This window comes from Streptantibioticus rubrisoli (genome assembly GCF_024436055.1).
GTDB lineage: Bacteria > Actinomycetota > Actinomycetes > Streptomycetales > Streptomycetaceae > Streptantibioticus_A > Streptantibioticus_A rubrisoli.
Map to the genome: position 1 here is coordinate 323,335 of NZ_JANFNH010000003.1, position 23,784 is coordinate 347,118.

Sequence of the window (23,784 nt, forward strand, 5' to 3'; positions counted from 1 at the left end):
TGGACCGAGCGGCTTCGCCGCCACCGCCCGCCCGCGCCGGGCGCGCAAGTTCCGCACCGCCCAGGTCAGCGGATGGGCGGACGGCTCTCGCGTCCTGGATGGCTTGCCGGGATGCCCCACCTCGGACGTCCGGCCGATCATGTGGCCGCGGAGCTCCTTGCCCGCCCAGCCGGTGGACGAATCGCCGACTGGGCCGGTGGGGCGGGTCGGGTCAGCTGGTGGTGAAGTAGTGGCCGTCTTCGAGGTCGGCGATCAGGCCGGGATGGACCGGCTCCCAGTCCAGCAACTGCCTGGTGTCCGCGTTCGGCATCGTGATGTCGAGCGTGATGAACGGGAAGCCCTTGAAGTGGTCCGCGGCCTGCTCGGCGGGGATGCTCATGGGCAGGACGTTCAGTCGGCGGCCGATGGTCTCGGCGATCTCGCGCACCGTGACGCCCTCCTCGGTCGCGGCGTACAGATGGGACCCGGTCGGGGCCTTGTCCAGTGCGAGCCGGAAGACACGGCCGACGTCCAGGACGTGACCGGCGGCCCATTGGTTGGTGCCGTCGCCGACGTAGCCGGACACGCCTGAGTCACGGGCGATCTTGATCAACCTGGGGATGAAGCCATGCCGGTCCCGTCTGCTGTGGGTGACCGGCGGGACCGCGACCAGCACGGCCCGCACGCCCTGATCGGCGAACCCGGCGATCGCGCGTGCGGCGGCGGAGCGGGGGTTGGCGTCGATCGCCGCATCCCGCTTCGCATCGCCGGTGTGTGTCAGGCCGACGCCGATGAGCGTCTTGCCCGTGCCGGACAGCGCCTCGCCGACGGTTCGCACCACGGCCAGGTCGGCCCTCGCCGCATCGGCGAAGTCCCGGACGGATATGGCGCCATGGTCGAACGCGAGGTGGATGACCGCGTCCGCGTCGGCCGCCGCCAGACGCAGACCGCCCAGGTCGGAGATGTCGCCACGGCGCACCTCGGCGCCCATGGCTTTGACGGTGACTGCCGAGGCGTCGGACCTTGCCAGGCCGACGACCTCGTGTCCGGCCTGGATCAGTTCGGGCACCACGGCCGATCCGATGTGGCCGCCGGCACCGGTGACGAATACACGCATGAGTAGCTCTCCTGGGGTGGAGCACCCCGCCCGGGCGGAGCGAAGTGATGTGACTTGGTGCCGTCACCCTAGCCAATGTGACGGTACCAAGTCACGTCACCTAGGCTGTCCCCATGGCTCGATGGGAACCGAACGCACGCGAACGGCTGGTGCGCGCCGCACTCGACCTGTTCGCCGAACAGGGCTACGACGCCACCACCGTCAACGAAATCGCCGATCGAGCCGGTTTGACCAAGACCACCTTCTTCCGGCACTTCCCCGACAAACGGGAGGTGCTCTTCGCTGGCCAGGACACACACGCCCGGCTCCTCGCCGACGCGATCACCGAGGCGCCCGGCCCGGTCACCCCTCTGCAAGCCGTCGGTGCCGCCCTTGACGCCATCACGGCCACCTTCACGGACGACCGCCGTGAGTTCAGCGCCAAACTCCGCGCAGTCACCGCCGACAACAGCGAACTGCAGGAGCGTGCCGCCTTGAAGCGCGGCGGACTTGCCAACGCCATGGCCGACGCACTCCGTAAGCGCGGTGTATCGGAACCGCCCGCGAGCCTCGCCGCCGAACTCGGCGTCCGCGCCTTCTACCAGGCCTTCGATCAATGGGCCGATCCAGTCAACCAGCAGACGCTCACCGAACTCGCACGTCACGCACTCGACGAACTCCGAGCCGCGATAGCGGCACTCGACTAAGAACTGCTCGGCGAGTGCCTGCGACGGCGGGGCATTCTCCACACGATGCCGGAGAAGACCGGCTTCGATGAAACCGGTAAAGAAGACCGGTACGAAGAAGCTGGCTGCGGGCAACGCCAGCCGCGTTCATCTCTGCCCTGGTCTGAGGGCAAGACCGCTGGGCCGTTGGTCACGTGGCCGGTCACGCCACTGCCCAGAAATGAAGAAGGCCCCTGATAGGGGCCTGCCAAGCTGGTGTCCGAGGTCCGACACGACCACTACGCCCACGCGCTCGTGCGGCGAACCCGCCTGGTGGTGGGGTAGATGGCTGGGCAACTGGGTCCAGGGCCCGTCGGCGTCCACAGCAGTTCGTGGCCATGCCCCCGATGGACCGTTCGCAGGTTGGTGCCCCGAGCAAGCCTGCAGGCAGAAGGATGCGGGGCTGGCCTGCGGCTTCCTGCTGGGCGACTCATCGTGGAGGGACAGTTCCGCCCCACGACGAGGGGCGGGACCCTGTGATGGCAGCGAACCGGCCGCCCGTTCCTGTTCGTGACGCTGGCGCTGGCTTTGGGCAGGTGACCACACGCCGTGTGGTCACGGCGATCGTGGGCGCGGTGGTCGGTCTCACCTTCTTGTTCGGGTTCGGGAACGTGTGGCTGCTGGCACTGCGGTTGGGGGTGCCCTCACCGGTGGCTCCGTTGGTGGCCCCGGCCGTGGACCTGTCGGTTCTGGGATTGTTGCTGGGCACGCGGTACCTCGCGCTCCACGGTGCAAGTCGCGAGCAACTCCGCCCTGCGCGTCGGCTCCTGATCTTCTCCAGCGTGACGACGTCGGCGTTGAACGTGGACGGATCCACTGATCTCCGACCAGATGGGCAAGGGTGCCTTTGACGCGGTGGGACCACTGCTGCTGATCGGATGGGCCGAGGTGGGACCCGGCTTGCTCCAAGCCATCAGTGGCGTCCATACAGGGGAACCGGCCACGTCGGCGTCCCTTGTCATCGAGCAGAACCCGGCTCAGGCAGCGCCGCGCCTGGCCGGGGCAAGCGTCCCGGGCGCCAAGGATTCGGGTTCGGTCCCTCAAGAGCACTCTGAGCAGCCCGATCAGGAAGCTATCGCAGAAGACGATCTCCTCGAACGCGCTCGCGAGGAAGACGCCTGACACTGGGAAACCCACCAACGGCCCATCTCAGCCGAAACGTTGCGCAAGCGACTCCGTATCGCTGCTGCTCGGTCCCGGATGCTGGTGGCCATGGTGCGAGCGGATCATGGCGATCGACTGCCTGCGGCGGAAGGATGATCGGGGGCTCAGTGGCCAGTCCCTTCCGACTCATCGGGCTCCGAGGATGGGCGCGAGGAACGGGTGAGGGCTGCTTCGAAACCGGACCGATAGCGGAGGGGGAGCCTCGACTGCGTAGCCGATCTCGCGCCTGCACGGCGCATGCTTGAGAGTGCCAGCTCAGATCGCGATCGCCCAGCGATCTTCGTCTGCAGCAGTAGAGGCTGCGGGCCATGTACACGCCGGGGACCGCTGAAGCCGGCTATGTCGGCGCGGGCGCAGCCCGATTCGGCACTGTGGTGGGGGCGACGGTGGCTGGGTGTCATGCCGGACGGTCATGGACTGGTCGCGAGCCGCAGGGCTGAGTTTTCCGTGCGGAGGCGTACGGAAAGCAAGGCCGCGTTGGCCACGGTGAAGAGCAGGGCGGTCGTCCACGCGCCGTAGACCAGGGGCAGAGCGATGCCTTCGGCCATCACGATCACGTAGTTGGGGTGCCGGAGCCAGCGGTAGGGGCCGTGGGTGATCAGAGGCAGGCCGGGAACGATGATGACGCGGGTGTTCCACTGCGGGCCGAGGGTCTGCACGCACCACCAGCGAACGAGGTTGGCCAGGAACACGATCGTCAGGGCGGTCCAGGTCAGTGCGGGGACGTAAGGCCGAGAGGCAAGGGCGATCTCCACGACGATGCCTGCCAGGAAAGCGATGTGAAGGACGACCATGACCGGGTAGTGGCCACGGCCGAACTCCACGCCGCCGCGCGCCATCGCCCAGCGGGTATTCCGTCGGGCCACGACGACTTCCAGCAGGCGCCCGGCGGTAATCAGGGGCATCACCATCAGCAGCCAGAAGGGGAAGGCGGTGAGTCCGGCGTCGGTCATAACGGCATCTCCTTTGCGGTTGCCTGCGGCAGGGTCACCAGCGGAGCAGGACGAGTTCGACGGCGAATCCGGGGCCCATGGCCGCGACGAGGCCGGGAGTGCCGGTCGGGGGCGGGTTGCCCATCGCGGTGTCCAGTACGTCGATGACCGATACGGACGACAGGTTGCCCCGGTTGGCCATGGAGCGGCGGGTGAGTGCGGTGGCCTCCGGGGGGAGGCCCAGGGCCCGTTCCACGGCGGTGAGCACCTTGGGCCCGCCGCCGTGGATGATCCAGCTGCCGATCCGGTCAGTCCTCAGGTCGTTGCGGGAGAGGAAGGTGTGTACGGCTTGGGGGAGATGGTCTTCGGTGAGTGTGGGCACCTCTGGTGCCAGACGGATCCGGAAGCCGTAGGAGCCGATCTCCCAGCCGAGCGCGTCCTGGCTGTCGGGTACCAGCCAACTGGCGCTGTCCACGAGTTCCGGCCCGCGGCTTTCGCCTGCCCGGTGGGCGCCGGCGGCCACCACGACCGCCGCGCCGTCGCCGAACAGGCTGCCGGCGACGATGTTCGCCATGGATCCGTCCTTCTGCTGGTAGGCCAGGGAGCAGAGTTCCACCGCCAGCAGAACGGCGATCTGGGCCGGGTGTGCGCACAGGTAGTCGCGGAGCAGGGCCAGGCCCGCGGCTCCTCCGGCGCAGCCGTTGCCGAACAGCGGGACGCGTCGGACGTCCGGCCGCAGTCCCACCCGCTGTGCCAGCCGTGCTTCCAGTGAGGGAACGGCCAGTCCCGTCACGGTGGTGCTGATGATCGCGTCGACCTCGCCGGGGCGTACCGCGGCCGCGTTCAGCGCTCCGGTCAGGGCTTGTTCGCTGAGGTCAAGGGCGGTACGCAGCCACACCTGATTGGTCTGCGTGAAGTCGTCAAGATCAGCGAGTTCGACGAGCTTGTCCAGCGGAAGGGCCAGATGCCGCGCGGACACGCCGGCGTTCGCCTCGATCTTCCGCAGCATCAGGACGCCGGTCGGGGAGTTCATGAGGGTGGCGCCCGCCAGCGTGGCCATGATTTCGTGCTGGGGGTAGTGGTAGGGCGGGAACGCCGTCCGGATGGCCGCGATCCGTGGAGCGGGCGCCGAGCCTTTGGCCGGTGATGCGTGGCCGGGTGCAGCTGGGGTGGTGGAGTGTGGCATGCGTTCCCCCATGGATCACGTTTCGTTTTTTCTGGGCGTGCGGTCAGCTGTCGTGCGGCCGGGATACGGATCGAGGGGGCCCACCAGTTGGCCGGGCCCAGCGCGCTCATGACGGCGGGCACCAGGACGCCGCGTACGAAGGCGGCGTCGACGAGCGCGCCGAGGGCCACTCCGATGCCGATGAGCTTGAGCAGGGCCACGTCGGAGGTGCCCATGGCCGCGGTGGAGAGGGCGACGGCGAGCGCGGCGGACGTCATCAGGCGGCCGGTGCGGGCGATGCCGTCGACGATCGCGGTGCGGTTGTCTCCGCAGCGCAGGTACTCCTCCCGGATACGGCCCAGCAGGAACACCTCGTAGTCCACTGACAGCGCCAAGGTGATGAGCAGGACGAACAACAGTGTGGAGACGTCGAGGACGTGCGTCACCGTGAAGCCGCCCAGCAGCGTGCGGCCATGGCCCTCCTGGAAGATCAGGACGAGGGCGCCCAGGCTCGCCCCGAGGCTGACTGCCGCTACCGCCAGCGCCTTCAGCGGTGCCACCACGCTGCGGGTGAAGAGGCCCAGCAGGAGCGCGAGTCCTACCCCCAGCGAGGTCAGGCACCACGGCAGGGCGCCCACGACGGCGTCGGCGGTGTCGGTGACCGCGGCGGCCCGGCCGCCCACGGCCGCGTCGCCGGGTGCGGGGGTGTTGCGCACGGCCCGCACCGCGTCATCGCTGGCCCGGGTGCCGGGCGCGGCCGGTGCGACGACCAGCAGCACTGCCGCCTGCTGTGCGGGGAGGGTTCGCGCGATGTGTACGGCCGCGACGCCCGCCAGGGCGTGAAGCCGGTCGGCGTACGCGGCGGCACCGGCCGTGGCGTCGGGCCCGGTGACCACCACGGTGAGGAGCCGGTCGGGCGGGGCGGCGAACTCGGTGCGCACGCGCTCGGCCGCGGCGGCCGCCGCAGTGGTGGGGGGCAGGGTCCGGTCGTCGACCACACCGAGCCGGACCTGGCTAAACGGCGCCGCCAGCAGCACCAGCAGCACTACCACCAGGCCCCCGGCCCACACCGGCCGCGCGGTGACGGCCTGGGCGGTACGCCGCCAGAACCGGCTCGGCTCCCCGGTCCTCGTGCGCCGCCACCGGGCGAGGGGGTCCCACGCCCCGGCCCGGGGACCGAGCAGGAGCAAACAGGCGGGCAGCACCGTCAGGGCGATCACCGCGGCGAGCACGGTGACGACCATGCCGGCCATGGACAGGGCGCGCAGCAAAGGCACCGGCACGAGCAGGACGGGGGCCAGACAAGCGGTGATCGCTCCGGCGGAGAAGACGACCGACCGGCCACTGGAGCGACGGGCTGCGGCCAGCGCCGCCTCAAGGCCCATGCCACGCGCTGTCTCCTCACGCACCCGGGCGAGCAAGAACAGGCTGTAGTCGACGGCCAGCCCGAGACCGATGGCCGAAGCGGCGTTCACCGCGGGCCGCGGCATGTCCACGGCCCGCGCCAGCAAACCCAGGACGGGGAGGGTGCAGCCCACGGCGAGACCGGCGACCAGGACGGGCAGCGCGGCGGAGACCAGGGATCCGTAGGCGAGGACCAGGATCACAAACAAAGCGGGTGCCGCGAGGACTTCGGCGCGCCGGAGGTCACGTTCCACCGTCTCGTCGACCGTGCGATCGGCCCACGCCTCACCGCTCGCCGCGACCTTCAGCCTGGGTACGGCCGACCGGGCGGCGGCCACCACCTGAGGCGCCGCATGTTTGCGGTCCTTGTCCGTGCCGCGCAGCCGTACCTCGACCAGTTCGGTCCGGCCGTCGCGGGAGCGCAGCCACGGATCACCCGTCGTCCCGGCCGACCACACCGCTCGTACGTCCGGCTCGCGCGCGAGGGCCCGGACGACGCGCGTGGCTTCCTCCGGCCGGTGCGGCAGCGCCAGCACCAGGTCGGGTGCCGGTACGCCCAGTTGTTCCGCACGCTGCCGGGCGCGTTCCGCCTCGGTCCCCGTGGCGACCGCGCCGCCCGTGCTCAGCGCGCCGAACGCGAGCGGTGCCAGCAGCACCGCGGCCACGCCCACCAGCGCGGCGCACAGGATGATCCACCAGGCTCGCTGCCGCGGGCCCTGCTGCGTCAACGCTCTTCCTCCCATCTGGTCCTTCTCAGGTGGCCGTGAACAGCAGGACCGCGTTCTGCCCGCCGAACCCGAAGGAACAGCTGATCGCGGTCGTCGCGTCGACCGGGCGTGGACGGCCGGCCACGATGTCCAGCTTGTGCTCGCCGTCCTGGCCCTCGAAGTTCGCGACCGGCGGGATGAGGCCATGGCGCAGGACGAGGACCGTGTACGCGGCCTGGATCGCTCCGGCCGCGCCGAGCGCGTGACCGATCACGCCCTTGGACGCGGTCACCGGCGGGACGTCGTCGCCGAACACCCGGGTCAGGGCGGCAGCCTCGGCGGCATCGTTCAACGGCGTCGAGGTGCCGTGCGCGTTGACCAGACCCACGTCGCGGGCGGCGCAGGCTGCGTCCTCCAGCGCGGTGCGGAGCGCCCGGGCCGCGCCGGCGCCGGCCGGGTCCGGGGCCACCGGATGACGGGCGTCCGCGCCGGCTCCGTAGCCGCTCAGCAGTGCCAGCGGCGGCGCCCCGCGGGCCCTTGCCTGTGGGAGGCGTTCCAGTACGAGGACGGCGGCGCCTTCGCCGAGGACGAAGCCGTCCCTCGCCGCGTCGAAAGGTCGGCTGGCCAGCTCTGGCCGGTCCCGGCGCCGGGAGAGCGCACGCATCCGGGTGAAGCAGGTCGCCGTCATCCGGGAGCGGCCGGACTCGCTGCCGCCCGCCAGGACGATGTCGCAGGTCCCCGACCGCAGCAGGTCCCGTGCGACACCGATCGCGGTCGCGCCCGAGGCGCAGGCGCTGGAGGTGGTGAAGTTCGGTCCTTGGGCGCCCAGGTCGATGGCGACCTCTCCGGCGGCCATGTTCGGCACACTGCGTGGCAGCGCCAGCGGTGAGACCCGCTCGGGGCGGCCCGCACCGAGATGGCCGAACTCGGTGACGTAGGTGCTCAGGCAGTTGGAGCCGACACCGAGCACGACGCCCACCCGCTCGGCAGGCCAACACGTGGGATCGAGCCGGGCGTCGGCGACGGCCCGCCTGGCGGCGACGAGGGCGAAGTGCACGAACCGGTCCACCCGCCGGGCGAGCGGCCGGCCGAGCTCCGCCACGGCGTCGAAACCGGGCACCTGGCAGGAGAAGTCGACGGGCAGATTCGCGAGTTCGGGGTCGGGCGCGGCCAGGGAGCGGCCCCGGCACAGGGCCGCCCAGTTCTCCTCGGCCGTGTGCCCCGCGGGAGTCACCAGGCCCAGTCCGGTGACCGCGACCTCAGCGCGCATGCTCGAACATTCGGGCGGCCTCGCCCAGTGTGGCCGCCGGGGACAGCTCCACCGCCTCCTCCGGCAGGACGATCCCGAATTCCTCCTCGGCCGCCACCACGAGTTCCATCAAGGACAAGGAGTCCATCCCCAGACTCTCGAAGGTCGTCACCGCCGTCAGCTGCTCTGGCTCCGCCTTGACGTCGAGATGACTGGTCAGCAGGGTGACCAGACGGTCGGGCAGCACCGGCTGGACGTCCTGTCCCGCTTCCTGGGTCATGCCGTGACCTCCTGTGTTCGGGTGCGGGAACGCCCGGGACCGCCGCTGGCGTTCATCCGCTCGTACAGTTCTCGTGCGCGGGACGCCTGCGCCCGCAGCCACTCCAGGTGTTGCCCCAGCCGCTGTCGGGCCTGCTCGCCGGCCGGGCCGAGGCCGGGCAGGGACATCACTCCCAGGGCGCGGAGAAGGGGCCGTACGACATGCTCGGAGTGGACGTCGAGGTCGAAGATGCCGGCGGCCGCCACCCGCAGGGCGCGGGCGCGGAAGCCGGGGATCGTCGTGCCCGGCATCTGGAAGCCGCAGATCACGTCGGTCAGGGCCGTCAGCGCCGCGTCCGGGGCCATCCGCAGAGCGTCGGCGTACAGATCCCGGTAGAAGAGCATGTGCAGGTTCTCGTCCGCGGCGATGCGCGCCATCAGCTGTTCCCCCACCGGGTCACCGCACATGACGCCCACGTTCCGGTGTGCCTGGCGGGTCGCCAGCTCCTGCACCGTCACGTATGCCAGCGCGTGCAGAACGGTCGGCAGGTCACTGCGGTAACCGGCGCCCACCTGCCGCATCCGCAGCTCCTCCAGGGCCACCGGGTCCATCGCGCGACGGGCATGGACGTAGGCCCGCATGACACAGGCGTGGCGGTCCTCCTCCGCCGTCCACCGGTGCACCCAGGTGCCCCAGGCGCCGTCCCGGCCGAACCGAGTGGCGATCTCGAAGTGGTAACTGGGCAGATTGTCCTCGGTGAGCAGGTTGACGAGTAGAGCGTCCTGCACCGCCTGCGGCAGTGCCGACTGCCGCGGATCCCAGGCGGTGCCGTCCAGAGGGCCGTCAAAGTCCCGCGCTCCGCTCCACGGCACGTACTGGTGAGGAAACCACTCCCGCGCCACGCCCAGATGCCGGTCGAGCAGACGCCCCACCGACGGCTCCAGGTCACGCAAGACCCCTGCTGTCGTGTCCGCTGCCGCATCGTTCACCTGCACCGTCTCTTCATTGCCGCGCATCCCGGCAGCAGCGCCCCGGACAGCTCCGCGGCCGCGGGCCGGCCCGCCCATACAAGATCCATATCCTGCAAACGACCGCGGCTCCGCGAGGTAACGAGGGGTCGTAAGGGCGATGATCTCAGACGGTGGCCCCAGCGGCAGGCGCACACGTGGACGGAGCTAGGGCCTGTGTGAAGTTGTGATCAGCCAGTTGCCTTCAGCAGGTCGTTGATCCAGATCATCGAGGCACGGAGGTGGAGGCCGGGGAGGTACCTCTCGGGCGACTTGTCGTATCGAGTGGCGATGCCCCGCCAGGCCTTCAGCTTGTTGATGAGCCGCTCGACCGTGTTCCGCTCCTTGTCAAGATCACTGTCGTGGCACGTAGGGCGGCCGCCCCCGCGGCCCTTCTTCTTCCGGTTGGCGGCCTGGTCCTTCTTCTCCGTAATGACTGCCTTGATGCGGACCACGGGATCTGCCCAGCAGGGCCTGGTTCAGCCGGAACTTGCGCCGTTGCCTGATACGCCGTCGCTCTTCCTGCTCGGGGGCGTCTCCGCCGTCCTGCCCGTTCTGTCCCGGCGGGCCGCCCCCTTTTGCCGCGCCCGCTCCTGTTCTGCGGCGGCTTCCTCAAGGACGTCCATGAGGTCCTCGCCGAGGTGCATCCCGGCTGCGTCGTGCTGGGCGCGGACAGTAGTGGAGCCCCCGCTGACCAGGGATAAATCCGTCTGTCCCCGGCGAGCGGCCGCGGCGATCACGCCTTCCAGAAGAGCGGAGAAGACCCCGGCGTCCCGCCAGGCACGAAAGCGCCCGTAGACCGTCGGCCACGGGCCGAACCCGGCAGGCATCTCACGCCACTGGGCGCTCGACCGAAACCGCAAGATCACCCCCTCGAACTGCTCCCGCAGTCGCTCGGGGTACGGACCGTACTCGCCTATTGGCAGGTACGGCTCGATGAACTCCCACTGCTCGTCGGTGAGTTGCCGACGTGTCACACCCAGCGTCCTATCAGGTCCCGCCCCCCCACACGGGACCAGAACCCGAGAATGATCACGACCTCACACAGGCCCTAGGGCTACGTCTCACTTGCGATCATGAAACACAAACGGTGCTGGCCGAGTCTCAGCCAGCACCGCCCGTGGGTGTATTGGTCGTGTCCGAGGGGGGACTTGAACCCCCACGCCCGATAAAGGGCACTAGCACCTCAAGCTAGCGCGTCTGCCATTCCGCCACCCGGACCGGGTTGTCGCCGCGGCGACGGGGTTAACCATAGCAAACATCTGGCCACTCTCGATCACGTCCGGAGGCCGTGGACTAGGCGGGGTCGTGGTGGGGATGCCTTGTGTGACGGGGATGTGGGGTGGCCGGGGATCTTGGGGTGCGGTGGTACGGCGAGGGAGGATGGTGGGGCCCCGTGTGGGCGCATCGGCGAACAAGGAGGCAGTGTGAGCGAGTCGAACCCGGCACGGACGATCACCGGTGAGGATGAAGTTGTCGATCTGTGCCGCGACCTGATCAGGATCGACAGCAGCAACTACGGCGACCACTCCGGTCCCGGTGAGCGCGCCGCCGCCGAGTACGTCGCGGAGAAGCTCGCCGAGGTCGGTCTCGACGCGCAGGTCTTCGAGTCCCACAAGGGGCGCGCGTCCACGGTGGCCCGGATAGAGGGGGAGGATCCGTCCCGGCCCGCTCTGCTGATCCACGGGCACCTCGACGTCGTACCGGCCAACGCCGACGACTGGACGTACCACCCGTTCTCCGGCGAGGTCGCCGACGGCTGCGTCTGGGGGCGGGGCGCGGTCGACATGAAGGACATGGACGCCATGACGCTCGCCGTCGTACGGGACCGGCTGCGCAGCGGGCGCAAGCCGCCGCGCGACGTGGTGCTCGCCTTCCTCGCTGACGAGGAGGCGGGCGGTGTGTACGGCGCGAAGCATCTGGTGCGCAACCACGCCGAGTTGTTCGAGGGTGTGACCGAGGGCATCGGCGAGGTCGGCGGCTTCTCCTTCACCGTCAACGAGAACCTGCGGCTGTACCTGGTCGAGACGGCCCAGAAGGGCATGCACTGGATGCGGCTCACCGTCGAGGGCACCGCGGGCCACGGCTCGATGACCAATGACGACAACGCGGTGACCGAACTGTGCGAGGCGGTAGGCCGGTTGGGACGGCACAAGTTCCCGATCCGGGTGACCAAGACCGTACGGTCCTTCCTGGACGAGTTGTCCGACGCGCTCGGCGTCCCCCTCGACCCCGAGGACATGGAGACCACGCTCGCCAAGCTCGGCGGGATCGCCAAGCTGATCGGCGCCACGCTGCGCAACACCGCCGCGCCGACCATGCTCGGCGCCGGATACAAGGTCAACGTCATCCCGGGGCAGGCCACCGCCCACGTGGACGGGCGCTTCCTGCCCGGCCTGGAGGAGGAGTTCCTGGCCGACCTCGACCGGATCCTGGGACCGAAGGTCAAGCGCGAGGACGTACACGCCGACAAGGCACTGGAGACCAGCTTCGACGGTGCGCTGGTGGACGCGATGCAGTCCGCGCTGCTCGCCGAGGATCCGATCGCGCGGGCCGTTCCCTACTGCCTGTCGGGCGGTACGGACGCGAAGTCGTTCGACGATCTCGGTATTCGCTGCTTCGGGTTCGCGCCGCTGCGACTTCCGCCGGAGCTTGACTTCGCCGGAATGTTCCACGGTGTGGACGAGCGGGTTCCGGTGGACGGACTGAAGTTCGGCGTGCGCGTACTGGACCGGTTCCTGGATCAGTGCTGAACGCATCTTTTCGGCCTTTAATCGGCTGCCTGTGCGGGTGTAGCCGGAAAGGGTGAATGGAAACAGGGGTACGTTGCCCTGCCTTATGAACCTCGTTAGATCAGTGCGGTCCGCGGCTGGGACCGCACTGCCAACGAGGAGGAATAATGTTCAAGAAGGTTGCCGCCACCGCGGCCGCCGCCGGTGGTCTGGTGCTCGCCGGTGCGGGCCTGGCCGTCGCTGACTCCGGTGCGCAGGGCGCTGCGATCGACTCTCCCGGCGTTGCCTCCGGCAACGTCGTCCAGGTTCCGGTCGAGGTTCCGGTGAACGTTTGCGGCAACACGATCAACGTTGTCGGGCTGCTCAACCCGACTTTCGGCAACACCTGCATCAACAAGTGACGTTGAGTCGGACCCGGTAAAGGTTCTGGTCCCGCTCGGCCCTGGGGCATACACCTGTCCGCTCCAGGGCCCTCGGCGATCGTCCGGGAATCGTCGGAAAATCCCAATGAAATCCATCCGGCCGTTCCCTCATCGCGGGCCTGCGCCCGCGGATATTCAGGTACACCAGAAGGCAGGGAATCCATGAGACAGGTCGCAAAGAAGGGCCTGATTACTGTCGTCGCGACGGGCGGTGTCCTCGCCGTCACCGGCGGCAGCTACGCCTTTGCGGACGCGGGGGCCAGCGGCGCTGCCGTTGGGTCGCCCGGTGTCGTCTCGGGCAACAACGTCCAGGTGCCGGTCAGCGTGCCGGTCAACGCGTGCGGCAACACCGTCGACGTGGTCGGGGCGCTCAACCCCACGTTCGGCAACAGGTGCGCCAACGGCTCGGAGCGCCACGAGAGCGGTGGCTACGGGCACACCGGTCAGGACCAGGGTGACCAGGGACACAGCGGCTACGGCCGCGGTGACCAGGGCCACGGCGGTGACTGGCACAGCGGCTACGGCCACCGGGACCGTGACCACGGCGGATACCAGGGCCACCAGCACAGCGGTGGCGCCCAGGCGACGGCCGTGGCCAAGGGCTCGCCCGGTGTCGCCTCCGGCAACGTGGCGCAGGTGCCGGTCGACGTGCCGGTCAATGTCTGCGGGAACAGTGTCGACGTCGTCGGCCTACTGAACCCCGCGTTCGGCAACTCCTGCGAGAACGGCGGGGGATCGGAGATCGGGCAGGCGTACAACCCGCCGCCGCAGACCGTCGTCCCGCCCGTCCAGGGCCACCAGCCGCAGGCGCCCTCGACGCCCGTGCGCCATGTGAACCGCCCGTCCGTACACCACGCGATGGCGCACACGCAGCCGCTTTCCACGGCGGCGCCCACCCTGGCGCACACCGGTGCGGACCAGATCGGCACGATCGGCGCCGCCAGCGCCGGGCTGCTGATCGGTGGGTACGTGCTCTACCGCCGGGGCCGGGTGGCCAAGCGCTGAGCAGCCGGATCGGGTCGCTGGATCGGGCATCGTCCTGATCCGGACGGGGTGGTCGCACCACAGGCGGTGCGACCACCCCGTCCGGCTGTCGGTGGCGGCTCGTGGTCACCAGGTGGCGCGTACCTGGCGGATGATCCGGCGGCGCAACCGCACCCTGCGGCTGCCGTCCGGATACAGCCGCAACCGGTCCAACTCCCAGTGCCCGTACTCCGCGTGGTCGGTCAACAGGCGCCGAGTGGCGTTACGGGAGACACCCCTGGGCACGTACACGTCTTGAAATTCGTATTCCGGCATCGAATCTATTGTGCGGGCAACCGCCCTGTACGGATAGCGTCTGCACCATGTCTGATGCCGCGCAGCCCACCGTTGCCGAGGTACGCACCGCCGCCGAGGCGGTCAAAGCAGCCATCGACCGCCATCTGGCCGCGATCGAGAACCGCTCGGGCGAGGATGATCCGGCCGTCCTCGCCGCCTTCGACTCCCTGGCCGCGGCGGCCGAGGCCTACGACGAGCTGCTCTACGACGCCTACGACGAGGTCACACCATTCGAGGTCCCGGCCGGGGACACCCTGCCCGCGTACGCGGGACCCGACGAGCCGCGCGCCGTCAGCGTGCTGATCCGGCGTGACTACACGATCGTCGACCCGCAGCGCCTGATCGCCCAGGCGGATCGGGTGGCGGATGCCGTCACCCAGGTCGGCAACGGGGTCAACGCCGGGCTCGGCGCGTTGTTCGGGGAGTACGAACCGGACGAAATCGCCTCCAGGCACAAGGAGTTCGGACTGGAGGAGGGCGACTCCACGCTCTGGGTCACCGCGGTGGAACCGGCCGAACCGGGGGAGTGGCTGGCAGCCCCCTTCGACCAGGCCGACCCGGAGATGATCGTCTGCCGGTTCGACGTCAGCGCCGTGTTCGACGACGAGTTGGAGTCACTCGACCCCGACCGCTGACGGCGGGCAGGCGCTCACCCCCCGGCCGTCTGCTCGCGAAGGACCGTACGCAACCGGGTCGTACGGTCCTTGGCCGGCACCTCGGCGACCGCTCGGGGCAGTGCCTGGTCGACGCCCTGCACCACCGACAGATGGCGCTCCGCTCGGCTGAACGCCGAGTACACCCACTGCCGGGTCAGCGTGGCCGCGGCGTCCCCCGGCAGCACCACGACCACCGCGGGCCAGCGCGCGCCGACCGCTTGGTGCGCCGTCACCGCCCAGCCGTGCCGTACCGCCGTGGCCACCTGCTCGCGCGGTACCACGACCGGGCCGCCCTCGCAGTCCAGCCGCAGCCCGGCCGCTTCGGCCGAGACCACGGTGCCGGGCAGCGCCCGGCCGGGGCCGGGGACGTACACCACCCGGTCGCCGGGGTCGAAGCCCGCGTAGCGGCCGGGGCCGGGGTTGAGGCGCTCCTTGAGCGCGGCGTTCAACGCGCGGGTGCCCGCTGCCCCGCCGTGGCCCGGGGTGATCACCTGCGTCCGCTCGGCCGGTACGCCGATGGCGCGCGGCACCGAGTCGGCGACGAGTTGCACGGTGCGGTGCACCGCTTCACCGGCGTCCCGCACCGGGACGACGACCACTTCCTTCTCCGGCGCCTCCACGGCCGCGAACTCGCCGACGCCGATGCCGGAGACCAGTTCGCCGATCGGCCCGGGATCCGGTGTCCTGGACGCGACCTGCGGGCACACCTTCGCGGCCAGCAGATCGGCGAACACCCGCCCGGGACCCGCCGACCACAGCACCCCCGGATCCCCGCTGAGCACCAACCGGGCGCCGTCCGGCACCGATTCGACCAGGGTGGCCGCCCGTTCCACGTCCAGCTGCGGCGCGTCCAGCACTGCGAGCAGGTCCAGCTCCAGCGCGCCGTCCGCGCCGCGCCCCGGCCCCTCGCCGCCGGACAGCAGCCCGTCGACCGTGAGCGCCGCCTGCTCGCCGTCCGCGCCGAGGAGTTCGGCCAGCCGTCGCCTGCCGTTCTCGGTGTGCGCCGCCGCGTAGGCGCGCAGGCCCGCGGCGCGGGCCGCCGCCACCAGGGCGGCCGGTTCGGCGCGGGCCGCCTCGCCGCCGGTGTGTGCGGTCAGGCCGCTTCCGGCGGCGGCGAGGATCAGTTGTGCCGCCGAGGGGGAGGGCGCCTCGGCCTCGGACGGCTCCCACGGGGTCGCGGCCGTCTCGAAGGTGTTCAACAGCCGTACCAGACCGTCCGCGAGGCTCTCCTCGGCGAGCGCGTAGCGGTCAAGTCCCAACAGCAGGGTGACCGGTGCCTCGTCATCGGGCGCCGCGCCCTCCTGCTCGTCGTGGAAGACCATCAACTGGCCGTCCTCCACCGCCTTGCGCAGCGTGGCGTCCGCGTCGGCGACCGACTGCTTCTGTAGCGCGGTGGCCAGTACCGACCACTCGAGCGCCGTGTGCCCGGCCTCCGCCGCCCGCTCCAGCAGCCAGCCGACCACCGCCCGGCCGCGCCGCTCGTCATCGGGGCGGCAGGACGCGCCCAGCAGCGTACGCGCGAAGCCGTCGGCCTGGTCGACGCGCACCGCGGGCAGCGACAGCACCAGCCAGGGATCCTCGGCCAGCAGTTCCCCGGCCCGCTCGCCGAGCCGTTCCACGGCCGGTTCCGCGAGCGCCTCCGGTGCGCCACCGCGGCCCAGCACCTGACGGGCCGCCTCGACCGGCTCGCCGGACAGCGCGACCGGGCGCACGGGCTCGGGGGCGGGCGCGGGCCGCTCCGCGGGCGCCGGACGCTCGGGCGGCGCGGGGGGCTGCGCCCGGGGGGCTGTGCCCTCGCCGCGCTCTATCGCCCGTACCGCCTCGGCGAGGCGGGCCAGCTCCTGCGAGGGCTGCCCGGGGTGTGCGCCCTCGGCCGGGGTACGGTCCGTGCTCACTGTGCTGCTCCGTTCGCTGCTCGGCTGGGGCGACGCCGATCGGCGGCGGGTGCGTCGCTCACAACGTGCTCCAGTCGTGGTCGGGATAGCGATGCACCGGCGCCGAGACATCGTCCAACGCCTGGTCGATCTCATCCGGAAGCGTAAGCGCCTCCACTGACAACGCCTGGCCGAGCTGCTGCGCGGTACGGGCGCCGAGGATCGGCGCGGCCACTCCCGGCCGGTCCCGTACCCAGGCGAGGGCGGCCTGCAGCGGGGTGACGGCCAGGCCGTCGGCGGCCGTCACGACCGCGTCCACGATGCGGCGCGCGGTCTCGTCGAGGTACGGCGCGACGAACGGGGCCATGTGCTCCGAACCGCCGCGGGAGTCCGGCGGCGTGCCGTGCTGGTACTTGCCGGTGAGGACGCCACGGCCGAGCGGCGAGGAGGGGAGCAGTCCGACGCCGAGGTCCAACGCGGCGGGCAGCAGCTCGCGTTCGACACCGCGCTGGAGCAGTGAGTACTCCATCTGCACCCCGGCCAGCCGGGTGCGGCCGGGCGCCGCCGACTGCCAGGTGGCGGCCTTCGCCAGTTGCCAGCCGGAGAAGTTGGACACCCCCGCGTACCGGGCGCGGCCGGAGACGACCGCGATGTCGAGGGCCTGCAGCGTCTCGTCCAGCGGGGTCCCCGGGTCGAAGGCGTGCACCTGCCACAGGTCGACGTGGTCGGTGCCGAGGCGGCGCAGTGAGGCGTCCAGCGCGGAGAGCAGATGACCGCGCGAGCAGTCGAACCGCCGGTCCGGGTCCGGGACGCTGCCCGCCTTGGTGGCGATCACCAGGTCGCAGCGCGGTACCAGGTTGTCCAGCAGTCGGCCCAGCAGGTACTCCGCGCCGCCGTCGGCGTAGACGTCCGCGGTGTCGACAAGGGTGCCGCCCGCCTCCCAGAACGTCTTGAGCTGGTCGGCGGCCTCCCGCTCCCCGACGTCGTGCCCCCAGTTCAAGGTCCCGAGACCGAGCCGTGAGACGCGCAGTCCGGTACGGCCGAGATGCCTTTGCTCCATGCCGGGTGAGACTACTGAGGTTAGCGGCACCGTGGTGCCGGGGGCGCGGGGGAGCGTGGTCCGGGCGCGGCGGCGCCGTCGAGCGGTGTGGCACATCCGACAGACGCTGATCGGCGCGGTCCGCGCTACCCTCCCGGGAGGACGAGTTACTGATCAGTAAGGGGAGCGGTATGGCGAGCGGAATGCGGCTCGGGATCAACCTCGGGTACTGGGGCGCCGGGATGGACGCGGACAACCTCGCCGTGGCGCGCGAGGCGGACCGGCTGGGCTACTCGGTGTGCTGGGCTGCCGAGGCGTACGGCTCGGACGCGGCGACCGTGCTGTCCTGGGTCGCGGCGCAGACCGAGCGCATCGACGTCGGGTCGGCCATCTTCCAGATCCCGGCGCGCACCCCGGCCATGACCGCGATGACCGCGGCGACCCTGGACTCGCTGTCCGGCGGCCGGTTCCGGCTCGGGCTCGGCGTCTCGGGACCGCAGGTCTCGGAGGGCTGGTACGGCGTCAAGTTCGACAAGCCGCTGGCCCGCACCCGTGAGTACGTCGAGATCGTCCGCAAGGCGATGTCCCGTGAGCGCCTGACCCACCAGGGCGAGCACTGGACGCTGCCGCTGCCCGACGGCCCCGGCAAGCCGCTGAAGCTCACGGTGCACCCGGTGCGCGAGTACATCCCGCTGTACATCGCCGCGATCGGCCCGAAGAACCTGGAGCAGACCGGTGAGATCGCCGACGGCGCGCTGCTGATCTTCCCCGCCGCCGAGCACCTGGAGGAGACCGCGCTGTCCTCGCTGCGCGCCGGTCGTGAGCGGGTGGGCAAGACGCTGGAGGGCTTCGACGTCTGCCCGACGCTGCCGATCGCGATCGGTGACGACGTCCATGCGCTCGCCGACCAGTTCCGTCCGTACACCGCGCTGTACGTCGGCGGCATGGGCAGCCGGAAGCAGAACTTCTACAACCGCCTTGCGCAGCGCATGGGTTACGTGAAGGAAGCCGCCGAGATCCAGGACAAGTACCTGTCAGGCGACAAGGCGGGCGCCGCGGCGGCGGTGCCGCACGATCTGATCGACAAGACCTGCCTGCTCGGCCAGGTCGACCGGATCGCCGACCGGATGCGGGCGTACGCCGAGGCGGGCGTGACCACCCTGACGCTGTCGCCCGCGGGGTTCACCCTGGACGAGCGGATCGCCGCGCTGCGCGCCGGAGTTGAGGCGGTGGAGCGCGCCGGACTGGCCTGATCGCCGGCTCCCCTCGGCTCGGCGGCCCCACCGCGCCGCCGAGCCGACCGGCACCTGAACAGGCGACGCCCGAACTCAGCCCGGCACCAGCCGCCCCAGCAGCCTGCCGAACGCGATCAGCCGCGCTATCTGCCCCGGCCCGCCGTCCTCAAGGGACTTGCTGAACCGGAACGCCTCCGGCCGGACCCGTGCCGAGGCCACCGGGGAGTCCGGATCCGTCTGCACCGCGCTGAGTTCGTGCGGCGTCGCCGTGGCCAGCACCAGATAGACCCCGCGGTCCACCCGCTGCCCCCGCTCGTCGCGGCCGACCAGGGTGCGCATCCCCACGTGCCCGATGGCGTCCAGCGGCAGCACCTGGATCGAGGAGTCCAGCACGGTGCCGCCCGGCGCCGCCACGTCCGTCAACTCCTCGCTGTGCCACAGGATCAGCCGTCGACCGTCGCACACCGCCGCCTCCTGCCAGACCGAGGCGCCGGACTCCGTCAGGTCGACCACCCGCTCCAGGGTGAAGCCGCGCACCCTGCGGCGGCCCAGCACGCCCGCGATCGCCTCCAACGCGATGTCGGCGTGCAGGAAGTAGGCCCGGGCGGCGTCGTCGAGGCGTTCGTACGGGGACCAGTCGGAACCGGCCGGTCCCGGCCGCCCGGCTGTCGCATGGCGTCTGGCGGCCTTGCTGAAGATGTCCACTGCTTCGCGATCCCGTCCCCTGGCGTACCACCGATCCCATCGCACCTTACCCAGCCCCACTGACGGTGCGTGGGGCGCCTGTGACGGGAAGTGGTACCGGACGGTGGTGCGCGGCGGACGGGCCGACACCATGTGGGGACGTTTCTGCGGCCGTGGTGGGGGCTCGGGCGTCTTCCCCGCCACGGCCGTCACCGAGCACAACGCGCCGCAGGGCGAACGGTTACGCCGTACGACCCAGTCCTGACGCGGGGAGAACCGATACGGCATGTGGCCAGGGAAGGCGCCGGACCGACAGCACCGGGAAGGACGGGCGCACGGCGGTCAACCCCCCGCGGTTCACCCGGATTTCGGTCGGCGCGCGGCCCCGCCCGCCGATCACCCTCCTGAGCCGACGAACCAGTGTGGGCCCCCGTTCGGCCGCCCCACGGGCGGTGCGGGACCACGCCGGGAGCTTCTGCGTTGTCAGACCCTGGCCGTACGCTCGGAACCATGCCCATCGTGATCCTGGTCCGGCACGGCCGGTCCACCGCCAACGCCGACGGAGTGCTCGCCGGATGGAGCCCCGGTGTGGGCCTGGACGAGCGCGGCGCCGCCCAGGCCGCGGCGCTCGCCGGCCGACTCGCCGATCTGCCGATCACCGCCGTGGTCAGCAGCCCGCTGCAGCGCTGCCGGGAGACCGTGCGCCCGCTGCTGGACGCCCGGCCCGAGCTGCCCAGCCACACCGACGACCGGATCGGCGAGTGCCGGTACGGCGACTGGACCGGCCGCAAGCTCACGGAGCTGGCCGACGAGCCGCTGTGGCAGACCGTCCAACAGCACCCGTCGGCCGCCGTCTTCCCCGGGGACGGCGGGGAGTCGGTACGCGCCATGCAGTCCCGGGCCGTCGACGCGATACGGGAGTGGAACGCCTGGATCGAGGACCGGCACGGACCGGAGGCGATGTACCTGGTCTGCTCACACGGCGACATCATCAAGGCGATCGCCGCGGACGCGCTGGGGATGCACCTGGACCTGTTCCAGCGGCTGTCGGTGGAGCCCTGTTCGGTCACGGCCATCCGGTACACGCCGGTGCGGCCGTATCTGCTGCGGCTCGGCGACACCGGGGAGTTCGGCGGGTTGCCGCCCCGACCGTCGGTGCCGTTCGGCGGCGGTGACGACGCGGTGGTGGGCGGAGCCACCGGCGCACCGTGATCGGCTTCCGCAGTAGGGTGGTGCCGCGGATTCCGCGCGATCACGTGCTGGTACGTGAAGCGAGCAAGTAACCAAACAGCCGAGCAAACGGAGCGGGACGTGCCCCGTCAGGTGTTCTTCTACGAGCAGCCGGACCGGTTCGTGGCCGGTACGGTCGGGCAGCCGGGCCAGCGCACCTTCTTCCTCCAGGCGACCGCGGCCGGGCGCACCACCAGCGTGGCGCTGGAGAAGACCCAGGTGGAAGCGCTGGCCGAGCGCATCGACGAGTTGCTGGACGAGGTCGTACGGCGCAGCGGCGGCAGCGCCGCGGTACCCGCGGTGGCACCGGCCGAGCTGAACGACACCGCGCCGCTCGACACCCCCGTGGAGGAGGAGTTCCGGGTCGGCACCATGGCCCTGGCCTGGGACACCACCGCCGAGCGCATGATCCTGGAGGCCCAGGCGCTGGTGGAGATCGACGCCGACTCCGAGATGTCCTCCGAGGACCTGGAGGCGGCGGAGGAGATGCTGCTCCAGGACGAGGAGAACGGTCCGCCGATGCTCCGGGTCAGGCTGACCGGGGCGCAGGCCAGGTCGTTCGCCAAACGGGCCCTTGAGGTCGTCTCCGCGGGCCGCCCGCCGTGCCCGCTGTGCAGCCTGCCCCTCGACCCGGAAGGACACGTATGCCCGCGCCAGAACGGGTACCGCCGGGCGGGGTGAGCGCCGCCCGCCCGAGCGGTGTGGACGGCGTGGAACTGCTGGCCAAGGGCGGGCTGACCGTCCGCGGGCAGGTGCGGGAGGCATCCAACGCGGTGCTGTACTGCGCCGTGGAGTACGACGGCGGCAAGGCCAACTGCGTCTACAAGCCGATAGCCGGTGAGCGGCCGCTGTGGGACTTCCCCGCGGGCACGCTGGCCGCCCGCGAGGTGGCCGCCTACCTGGTCTCCGAGGCCACCGGCTGGGACCTGGTGCCGCCCACCGTGCTGCGCGACGGGCCGTACGGCGAGGGCATGTGCCAGCTGTGGATCGAGGCCGATCCCGGCGCCGAGCTGCTGGCGCTGGTCGAGGACGACGAGCCCGGCGACGGCTGGAAGGCGGTGGCCTTCGCCGAGATCGGCGAGGGGCGCACCGCGCTGCTGGTGCACGCCGACGACGAGCGGCTGCGGCGGCTCGCGGTACTGGACGCGGTGATCAACAACGCCGACCGCAAGGGCGGCCATCTGCTGCCGACCGCGGACGGGCACCTGTACGGGATCGACCACGGCGTCTCGTTCCACACCGACGACAAGTTGCGCACCCTGCTGTGGGGCTGGGCGGGCGAGCCGCTGACCGAGGACGCCCGTACGGCGCTGCGGCGGCTGACCGAGGCGCTCGGCGGCGACCTGGGCGAGCGGCTGTCCGAACTGCTCACCGACGCCGAGCTGGCGGCGCTACGGGCCCGGGTGGCCACGCTACTCAGCACCGGTCGGCATCCGGAGCCGAGCGGACGCTGGCCCGCGATTCCCTGGCCGCCGGTCTGACACCGCCGCCATGCGGTCAGCGCGCAGTGAAAGCACGTTGTGCCGCAGAACGCAAGACCGTGAATCCGGCCATCCCTGGTTGTCCCGGCTCGTATCCGGATCACCCGTCCGGTTAGGCTCAAGGCATGCATGCCTGGCCCGCTTCGGAGGTTCCGGCCCTGCCTGGCAGGGGACGCGAACTCCGCCTCCACGACACCGCGACGGGCGGTCTGGTGACCCTGGACCCCGGTCCCGTTGCCCGCATCTACGTATGCGGCATCACTCCATATGACGCCACCCACATGGGGCACGCGGCCACCTACACCGCGTTCGACCTCGTGCAGCGCGTGTGGCTCGACACGAAGCGGCAGGTCCACTACGTACAGAACGTCACCGATGTCGACGACCCGCTGCTGGTGCGGGCGGCCGAGACCGGAATCGACTGGACCGAGCTCGCCGAGCGCGAAACCGCCCTGTTCCGCGAGGACATGACGGCCCTACGGCTGCTGCCGCCGCGGCACTACATCGGCGCGGTGGAGGCCATTCCCGGGATCGTGCCGCTGGTTGAGCGGCTGCGGGACGCGGGTGCGGCCTATGAACTCGACGGCGACATCTACTTCTCGGTGGAGTCCGACCCGGACTTCGGCAAGGTCTCCGGGCTCGACGCGGCGGCCATGCGCCATCTGTCCGCCGAGCGCGGCGGCGACCCGGACCGGCCGGGCAAGAAGAACCCGCTGGACCCGATGCTGTGGATGGCCGCCCGCGACGGTGAGCCGAGCTGGGACGGGGGCTCGCTGGGGGCCGGTCGTCCCGGCTGGCACATCGAGTGCGTGGCCATCGCGCTCGACCACCTCGGCATGGGCTTCGACGTGCAGGGCGGCGGCTCCGACCTCGCCTTCCCGCACCACGAGATGGGCGCCTCGCACGCCCAGGTGCTCACCGGTGAGTTCCCGTACGCCAAGGCGTACGTGCACGCCGGGATGGTCGCCCTGCACGGCGAGAAGATGTCCAAGTCCAAGGGCAACCTGGTCTTCGTCTCCAAGCTCCGCAAGGACGGCGTCGACCCGGCCGCCATACGGCTGGCCCTGCTGGCGCACCACTACCGCGCCGACTGGGAGTGGACCGACGAGGTGCTCACCGAGGCCGTGGCACGGCTCGGCCGGTGGCGCGCGGCCGTGTCGCGTCCTGACGGACCGTCCGCCGACGCGCTGGTCGAGGAGATCCGCGCGGCGCTCGCCGACGACCTCGACGCCCCCGCCGCACTGACCGCCGTGGACCGCTGGGCGGCGGCGCAGCAGGCCGGGGGCGGTACGGACACCAGCGCACCGGGACTGGTCTCCCGGGCGGTGGACGCCCTGCTCGGCGTCGCGTTGTAGGGCGATCAGGGCGGAGAACGGAAGAAACGTATCGGCGGTGGGGCGCCCCCCGCCCCGGCGCCCCCCCCC

At 71.0% G+C, this 23,784-nt stretch carries 22 protein-coding genes, 1 tRNA gene and 1 pseudogene; 11 read left to right on the plus strand and 13 right to left on the minus strand.

What is annotated here, in order from left to right; translation table 11 throughout:
* Window positions 1-211: 211 nt before the first annotated feature.
* Window positions 212-1,096, minus strand: a complete 885-nt coding sequence (locus tag NON19_RS06380; protein ID WP_255925640.1) for an SDR family oxidoreductase — start codon at window positions 1,094-1,096, stop codon at window positions 212-214.
* Window positions 1,097-1,209: 113 nt separating this feature from the next.
* Between NON19_RS06380 and NON19_RS06385 the strand changes: the two genes are divergently transcribed.
* Both NON19_RS06385 and NON19_RS06390 read left to right on the plus strand, forming a co-directional pair.
* The gene (locus tag NON19_RS06385; protein WP_255925642.1) at window positions 1,210-1,782 is read left to right on the plus strand and encodes a TetR/AcrR family transcriptional regulator; all 573 of its coding nucleotides are present in this window, start codon (window positions 1,210-1,212) and stop codon (window positions 1,780-1,782) included.
* Window positions 1,783-1,827: 45 nt separating this feature from the next.
* A complete protein-coding gene (locus tag NON19_RS06390; RefSeq protein ID WP_255925643.1) occupies window positions 1,828-1,998 on the plus strand; it encodes a hypothetical protein in 171 nt (56 codons plus the stop codon).
* A 1,376-nt stretch (window positions 1,999-3,374) separates the two neighbouring features.
* Here NON19_RS06390 and NON19_RS06395 read toward each other — a convergent pair.
* The 8 genes and pseudogenes from NON19_RS06395 to NON19_RS06430 all read right to left on the minus strand — a co-directional run bounded on the left by NON19_RS06395 (window position 3,375) and on the right by NON19_RS06430 (window position 10,908).
* A complete protein-coding gene (locus tag NON19_RS06395; RefSeq protein ID WP_255925680.1) occupies window positions 3,375-3,875 on the minus strand; it encodes an isoprenylcysteine carboxyl methyltransferase family protein in 501 nt (166 codons plus the stop codon).
* A gap of 76 nt (window positions 3,876-3,951) precedes the next feature.
* On the minus strand, window positions 3,952-4,956 hold the full coding sequence (locus NON19_RS06400) for a type III polyketide synthase (protein ID WP_255925644.1): 1,005 nt from the start codon (window positions 4,954-4,956) through the stop codon (window positions 3,952-3,954).
* Entirely contained in the window at window positions 4,926-7,193 is a 2,268-nt protein-coding gene (locus NON19_RS06405; protein WP_255925647.1) for an MMPL family transporter, read from the minus strand. Before NON19_RS06405 ends, NON19_RS06400 begins: the two co-directional genes overlap by 31 nt.
* Before the next feature lie 25 nt (window positions 7,194-7,218).
* A complete protein-coding gene (locus NON19_RS06410; RefSeq protein WP_255925648.1) occupies window positions 7,219-8,442 on the minus strand; it encodes a beta-ketoacyl-[acyl-carrier-protein] synthase family protein in 1,224 nt (407 codons plus the stop codon).
* Entirely contained in the window at window positions 8,432-8,701 is a 270-nt protein-coding gene (locus NON19_RS06415; protein WP_255925649.1) for a phosphopantetheine-binding protein, read from the minus strand. Before NON19_RS06415 ends, NON19_RS06410 begins: the two co-directional genes overlap by 11 nt.
* Entirely contained in the window at window positions 8,698-9,696 is a 999-nt protein-coding gene (locus tag NON19_RS06420) for an acyl-ACP desaturase (RefSeq protein WP_255925650.1), read from the minus strand. The genes NON19_RS06415 and NON19_RS06420 overlap by 4 nt, the downstream gene beginning before the upstream one ends.
* A gap of 182 nt (window positions 9,697-9,878) precedes the next feature.
* Window positions 9,879-10,664 (minus strand): annotated as a pseudogene (locus NON19_RS06425) (transposase).
* Between the two features lie 159 nt (window positions 10,665-10,823).
* A tRNA-Leu gene (locus tag NON19_RS06430) sits at window positions 10,824-10,908 on the minus strand.
* Window positions 10,909-11,114: 206 nt separating this feature from the next.
* On the opposite strand from NON19_RS06430, the gene NON19_RS06435 reads away from it, so the two are divergent.
* The 3 genes from NON19_RS06435 to NON19_RS33115 all read left to right on the plus strand — a co-directional run bounded on the left by NON19_RS06435 (window position 11,115) and on the right by NON19_RS33115 (window position 13,846).
* Window positions 11,115-12,440: a M20/M25/M40 family metallo-hydrolase gene (locus NON19_RS06435; RefSeq protein WP_255925651.1), complete on the plus strand. Its 1,326-nt coding sequence runs from the start codon at window positions 11,115-11,117 to the stop codon at window positions 12,438-12,440.
* A gap of 146 nt (window positions 12,441-12,586) precedes the next feature.
* Window positions 12,587-12,820 carry a chaplin gene (locus tag NON19_RS06440; protein WP_255925652.1) on the plus strand — a complete coding sequence of 78 codons (234 nt, stop codon included), beginning with the start codon at window positions 12,587-12,589 and terminating at the stop codon, window positions 12,818-12,820.
* Window positions 12,821-13,003: 183 nt separating this feature from the next.
* Window positions 13,004-13,846, plus strand: a complete 843-nt coding sequence (locus NON19_RS33115; protein ID WP_303653369.1) for a chaplin — start codon at window positions 13,004-13,006, stop codon at window positions 13,844-13,846.
* A 105-nt stretch (window positions 13,847-13,951) separates the two neighbouring features.
* Here NON19_RS33115 and NON19_RS06455 read toward each other — a convergent pair whose 3' ends face one another.
* The gene (locus tag NON19_RS06455; protein WP_255925653.1) at window positions 13,952-14,140 is read right to left on the minus strand and encodes a DUF5703 family protein; all 189 of its coding nucleotides are present in this window, start codon (window positions 14,138-14,140) and stop codon (window positions 13,952-13,954) included.
* Window positions 14,141-14,187: 47 nt separating this feature from the next.
* Between NON19_RS06455 and NON19_RS06460 the strand changes: the two genes are divergently transcribed.
* Complete coding sequence (locus NON19_RS06460) at window positions 14,188-14,796, plus strand: hypothetical protein (RefSeq protein ID WP_255925654.1); 609 nt, start codon at window positions 14,188-14,190, stop codon at window positions 14,794-14,796.
* Window positions 14,797-14,810: 14 nt separating this feature from the next.
* On the opposite strand, the gene NON19_RS06465 is transcribed toward NON19_RS06460, so the two are convergent.
* The gene (locus NON19_RS06465; RefSeq protein WP_372514006.1) at window positions 14,811-16,823 is read right to left on the minus strand and encodes a helix-hairpin-helix domain-containing protein; all 2,013 of its coding nucleotides are present in this window, start codon (window positions 16,821-16,823) and stop codon (window positions 14,811-14,813) included.
* On the minus strand, window positions 16,771-17,751 hold the full coding sequence (locus tag NON19_RS06470; protein ID WP_255925657.1) for an aldo/keto reductase: 981 nt from the start codon (window positions 17,749-17,751) through the stop codon (window positions 16,771-16,773). The genes NON19_RS06465 and NON19_RS06470 overlap by 53 nt, the downstream gene beginning before the upstream one ends.
* Before the next feature lie 182 nt (window positions 17,752-17,933).
* On the opposite strand from NON19_RS06470, the gene NON19_RS06475 reads away from it, so the two are divergent.
* Window positions 17,934-18,983, plus strand: a complete 1,050-nt coding sequence (locus NON19_RS06475) for an LLM class F420-dependent oxidoreductase (RefSeq protein WP_255925681.1) — start codon at window positions 17,934-17,936, stop codon at window positions 18,981-18,983.
* Window positions 18,984-19,058: 75 nt separating this feature from the next.
* Here NON19_RS06475 and NON19_RS06480 read toward each other — a convergent pair whose 3' ends face one another.
* On the minus strand, window positions 19,059-19,670 hold the full coding sequence (locus tag NON19_RS06480) for a hypothetical protein (protein ID WP_255925658.1): 612 nt from the start codon (window positions 19,668-19,670) through the stop codon (window positions 19,059-19,061).
* Between the two features lie 489 nt (window positions 19,671-20,159).
* Between NON19_RS06480 and NON19_RS06485 the strand changes: the two genes are divergently transcribed.
* The 4 genes from NON19_RS06485 (at window position 20,160) to mshC (ending at window position 23,715) form a co-directional block, all read left to right on the plus strand.
* A complete protein-coding gene (locus NON19_RS06485; protein WP_255925659.1) occupies window positions 20,160-20,861 on the plus strand; it encodes a histidine phosphatase family protein in 702 nt (233 codons plus the stop codon).
* A 99-nt stretch (window positions 20,862-20,960) separates the two neighbouring features.
* Complete coding sequence (locus NON19_RS06490) at window positions 20,961-21,560, plus strand: DUF3090 domain-containing protein (protein ID WP_255925660.1); 600 nt, start codon at window positions 20,961-20,963, stop codon at window positions 21,558-21,560.
* A complete protein-coding gene (locus NON19_RS06495) occupies window positions 21,524-22,360 on the plus strand; it encodes an SCO1664 family protein (RefSeq protein ID WP_255925661.1) in 837 nt (278 codons plus the stop codon). The genes NON19_RS06490 and NON19_RS06495 overlap by 37 nt, the downstream gene beginning before the upstream one ends.
* 125 nt (window positions 22,361-22,485) lie before the next feature.
* Window positions 22,486-23,715, plus strand: coding sequence for a cysteine--1-D-myo-inosityl 2-amino-2-deoxy-alpha-D-glucopyranoside ligase (gene mshC, locus NON19_RS06500; RefSeq protein ID WP_255925662.1), 1,230 nt, complete (start codon window positions 22,486-22,488; stop codon window positions 23,713-23,715).
* Window positions 23,716-23,784: the final 69 nt, after the last annotated feature.

Excerpts from the sequence above, each read along its gene's own strand:
- mshC (WP_255925662.1), top strand. The coding sequence starts at position 22,486 with ATGCATGCCTGGCCCGCTTCGGAGGTTCCGGCCCTGCCTGGCAGGGGA.
- NON19_RS06460 (WP_255925654.1), top strand. The coding sequence starts at position 14,188 with ATGTCTGATGCCGCGCAGCCCACCGTTGCCGAGGTACGCACCGCCGCC.
- NON19_RS06420 (WP_255925650.1), bottom strand. The coding sequence starts at position 9,696 with ATGCGCGGCAATGAAGAGACGGTGCAGGTGAACGATGCGGCAGCGGAC.
- NON19_RS06415 (WP_255925649.1), bottom strand. The coding sequence starts at position 8,701 with ATGACCCAGGAAGCGGGACAGGACGTCCAGCCGGTGCTGCCCGACCGT.
- NON19_RS06395 (WP_255925680.1), bottom strand. The coding sequence starts at position 3,875 with ATGGTGATGCCCCTGATTACCGCCGGGCGCCTGCTGGAAGTCGTCGTG.
- NON19_RS06495 (WP_255925661.1), top strand. The coding sequence starts at position 21,524 with ATGCCCGCGCCAGAACGGGTACCGCCGGGCGGGGTGAGCGCCGCCCGC.
- NON19_RS06485 (WP_255925659.1), top strand. The coding sequence starts at position 20,160 with ATGCCCATCGTGATCCTGGTCCGGCACGGCCGGTCCACCGCCAACGCC.
- NON19_RS06385 (WP_255925642.1), top strand. The coding sequence starts at position 1,210 with ATGGCTCGATGGGAACCGAACGCACGCGAACGGCTGGTGCGCGCCGCA.
- NON19_RS06400 (WP_255925644.1), bottom strand. The coding sequence starts at position 4,956 with ATGGCCACGCTGGCGGGCGCCACCCTCATGAACTCCCCGACCGGCGTC.
- NON19_RS06410 (WP_255925648.1), bottom strand. The coding sequence starts at position 8,442 with ATGCGCGCTGAGGTCGCGGTCACCGGACTGGGCCTGGTGACTCCCGCG.
- NON19_RS06380 (WP_255925640.1), bottom strand. The coding sequence starts at position 1,096 with ATGCGTGTATTCGTCACCGGTGCCGGCGGCCACATCGGATCGGCCGTG.
- NON19_RS06440 (WP_255925652.1), top strand. The coding sequence starts at position 12,587 with ATGTTCAAGAAGGTTGCCGCCACCGCGGCCGCCGCCGGTGGTCTGGTG.
- NON19_RS06455 (WP_255925653.1), bottom strand. The coding sequence starts at position 14,140 with ATGCCGGAATACGAATTTCAAGACGTGTACGTGCCCAGGGGTGTCTCC.
- NON19_RS06470 (WP_255925657.1), bottom strand. The coding sequence starts at position 17,751 with ATGGAGCAAAGGCATCTCGGCCGTACCGGACTGCGCGTCTCACGGCTC.
- NON19_RS06465 (WP_372514006.1), bottom strand. The coding sequence starts at position 16,823 with ATGTCTCGGCGCCGGTGCATCGCTATCCCGACCACGACTGGAGCACGT.
- NON19_RS33115 (WP_303653369.1), top strand. The coding sequence starts at position 13,004 with ATGAGACAGGTCGCAAAGAAGGGCCTGATTACTGTCGTCGCGACGGGC.
- NON19_RS06475 (WP_255925681.1), top strand. The coding sequence starts at position 17,934 with ATGCGGCTCGGGATCAACCTCGGGTACTGGGGCGCCGGGATGGACGCG.
- NON19_RS06390 (WP_255925643.1), top strand. The coding sequence starts at position 1,828 with ATGCCGGAGAAGACCGGCTTCGATGAAACCGGTAAAGAAGACCGGTAC.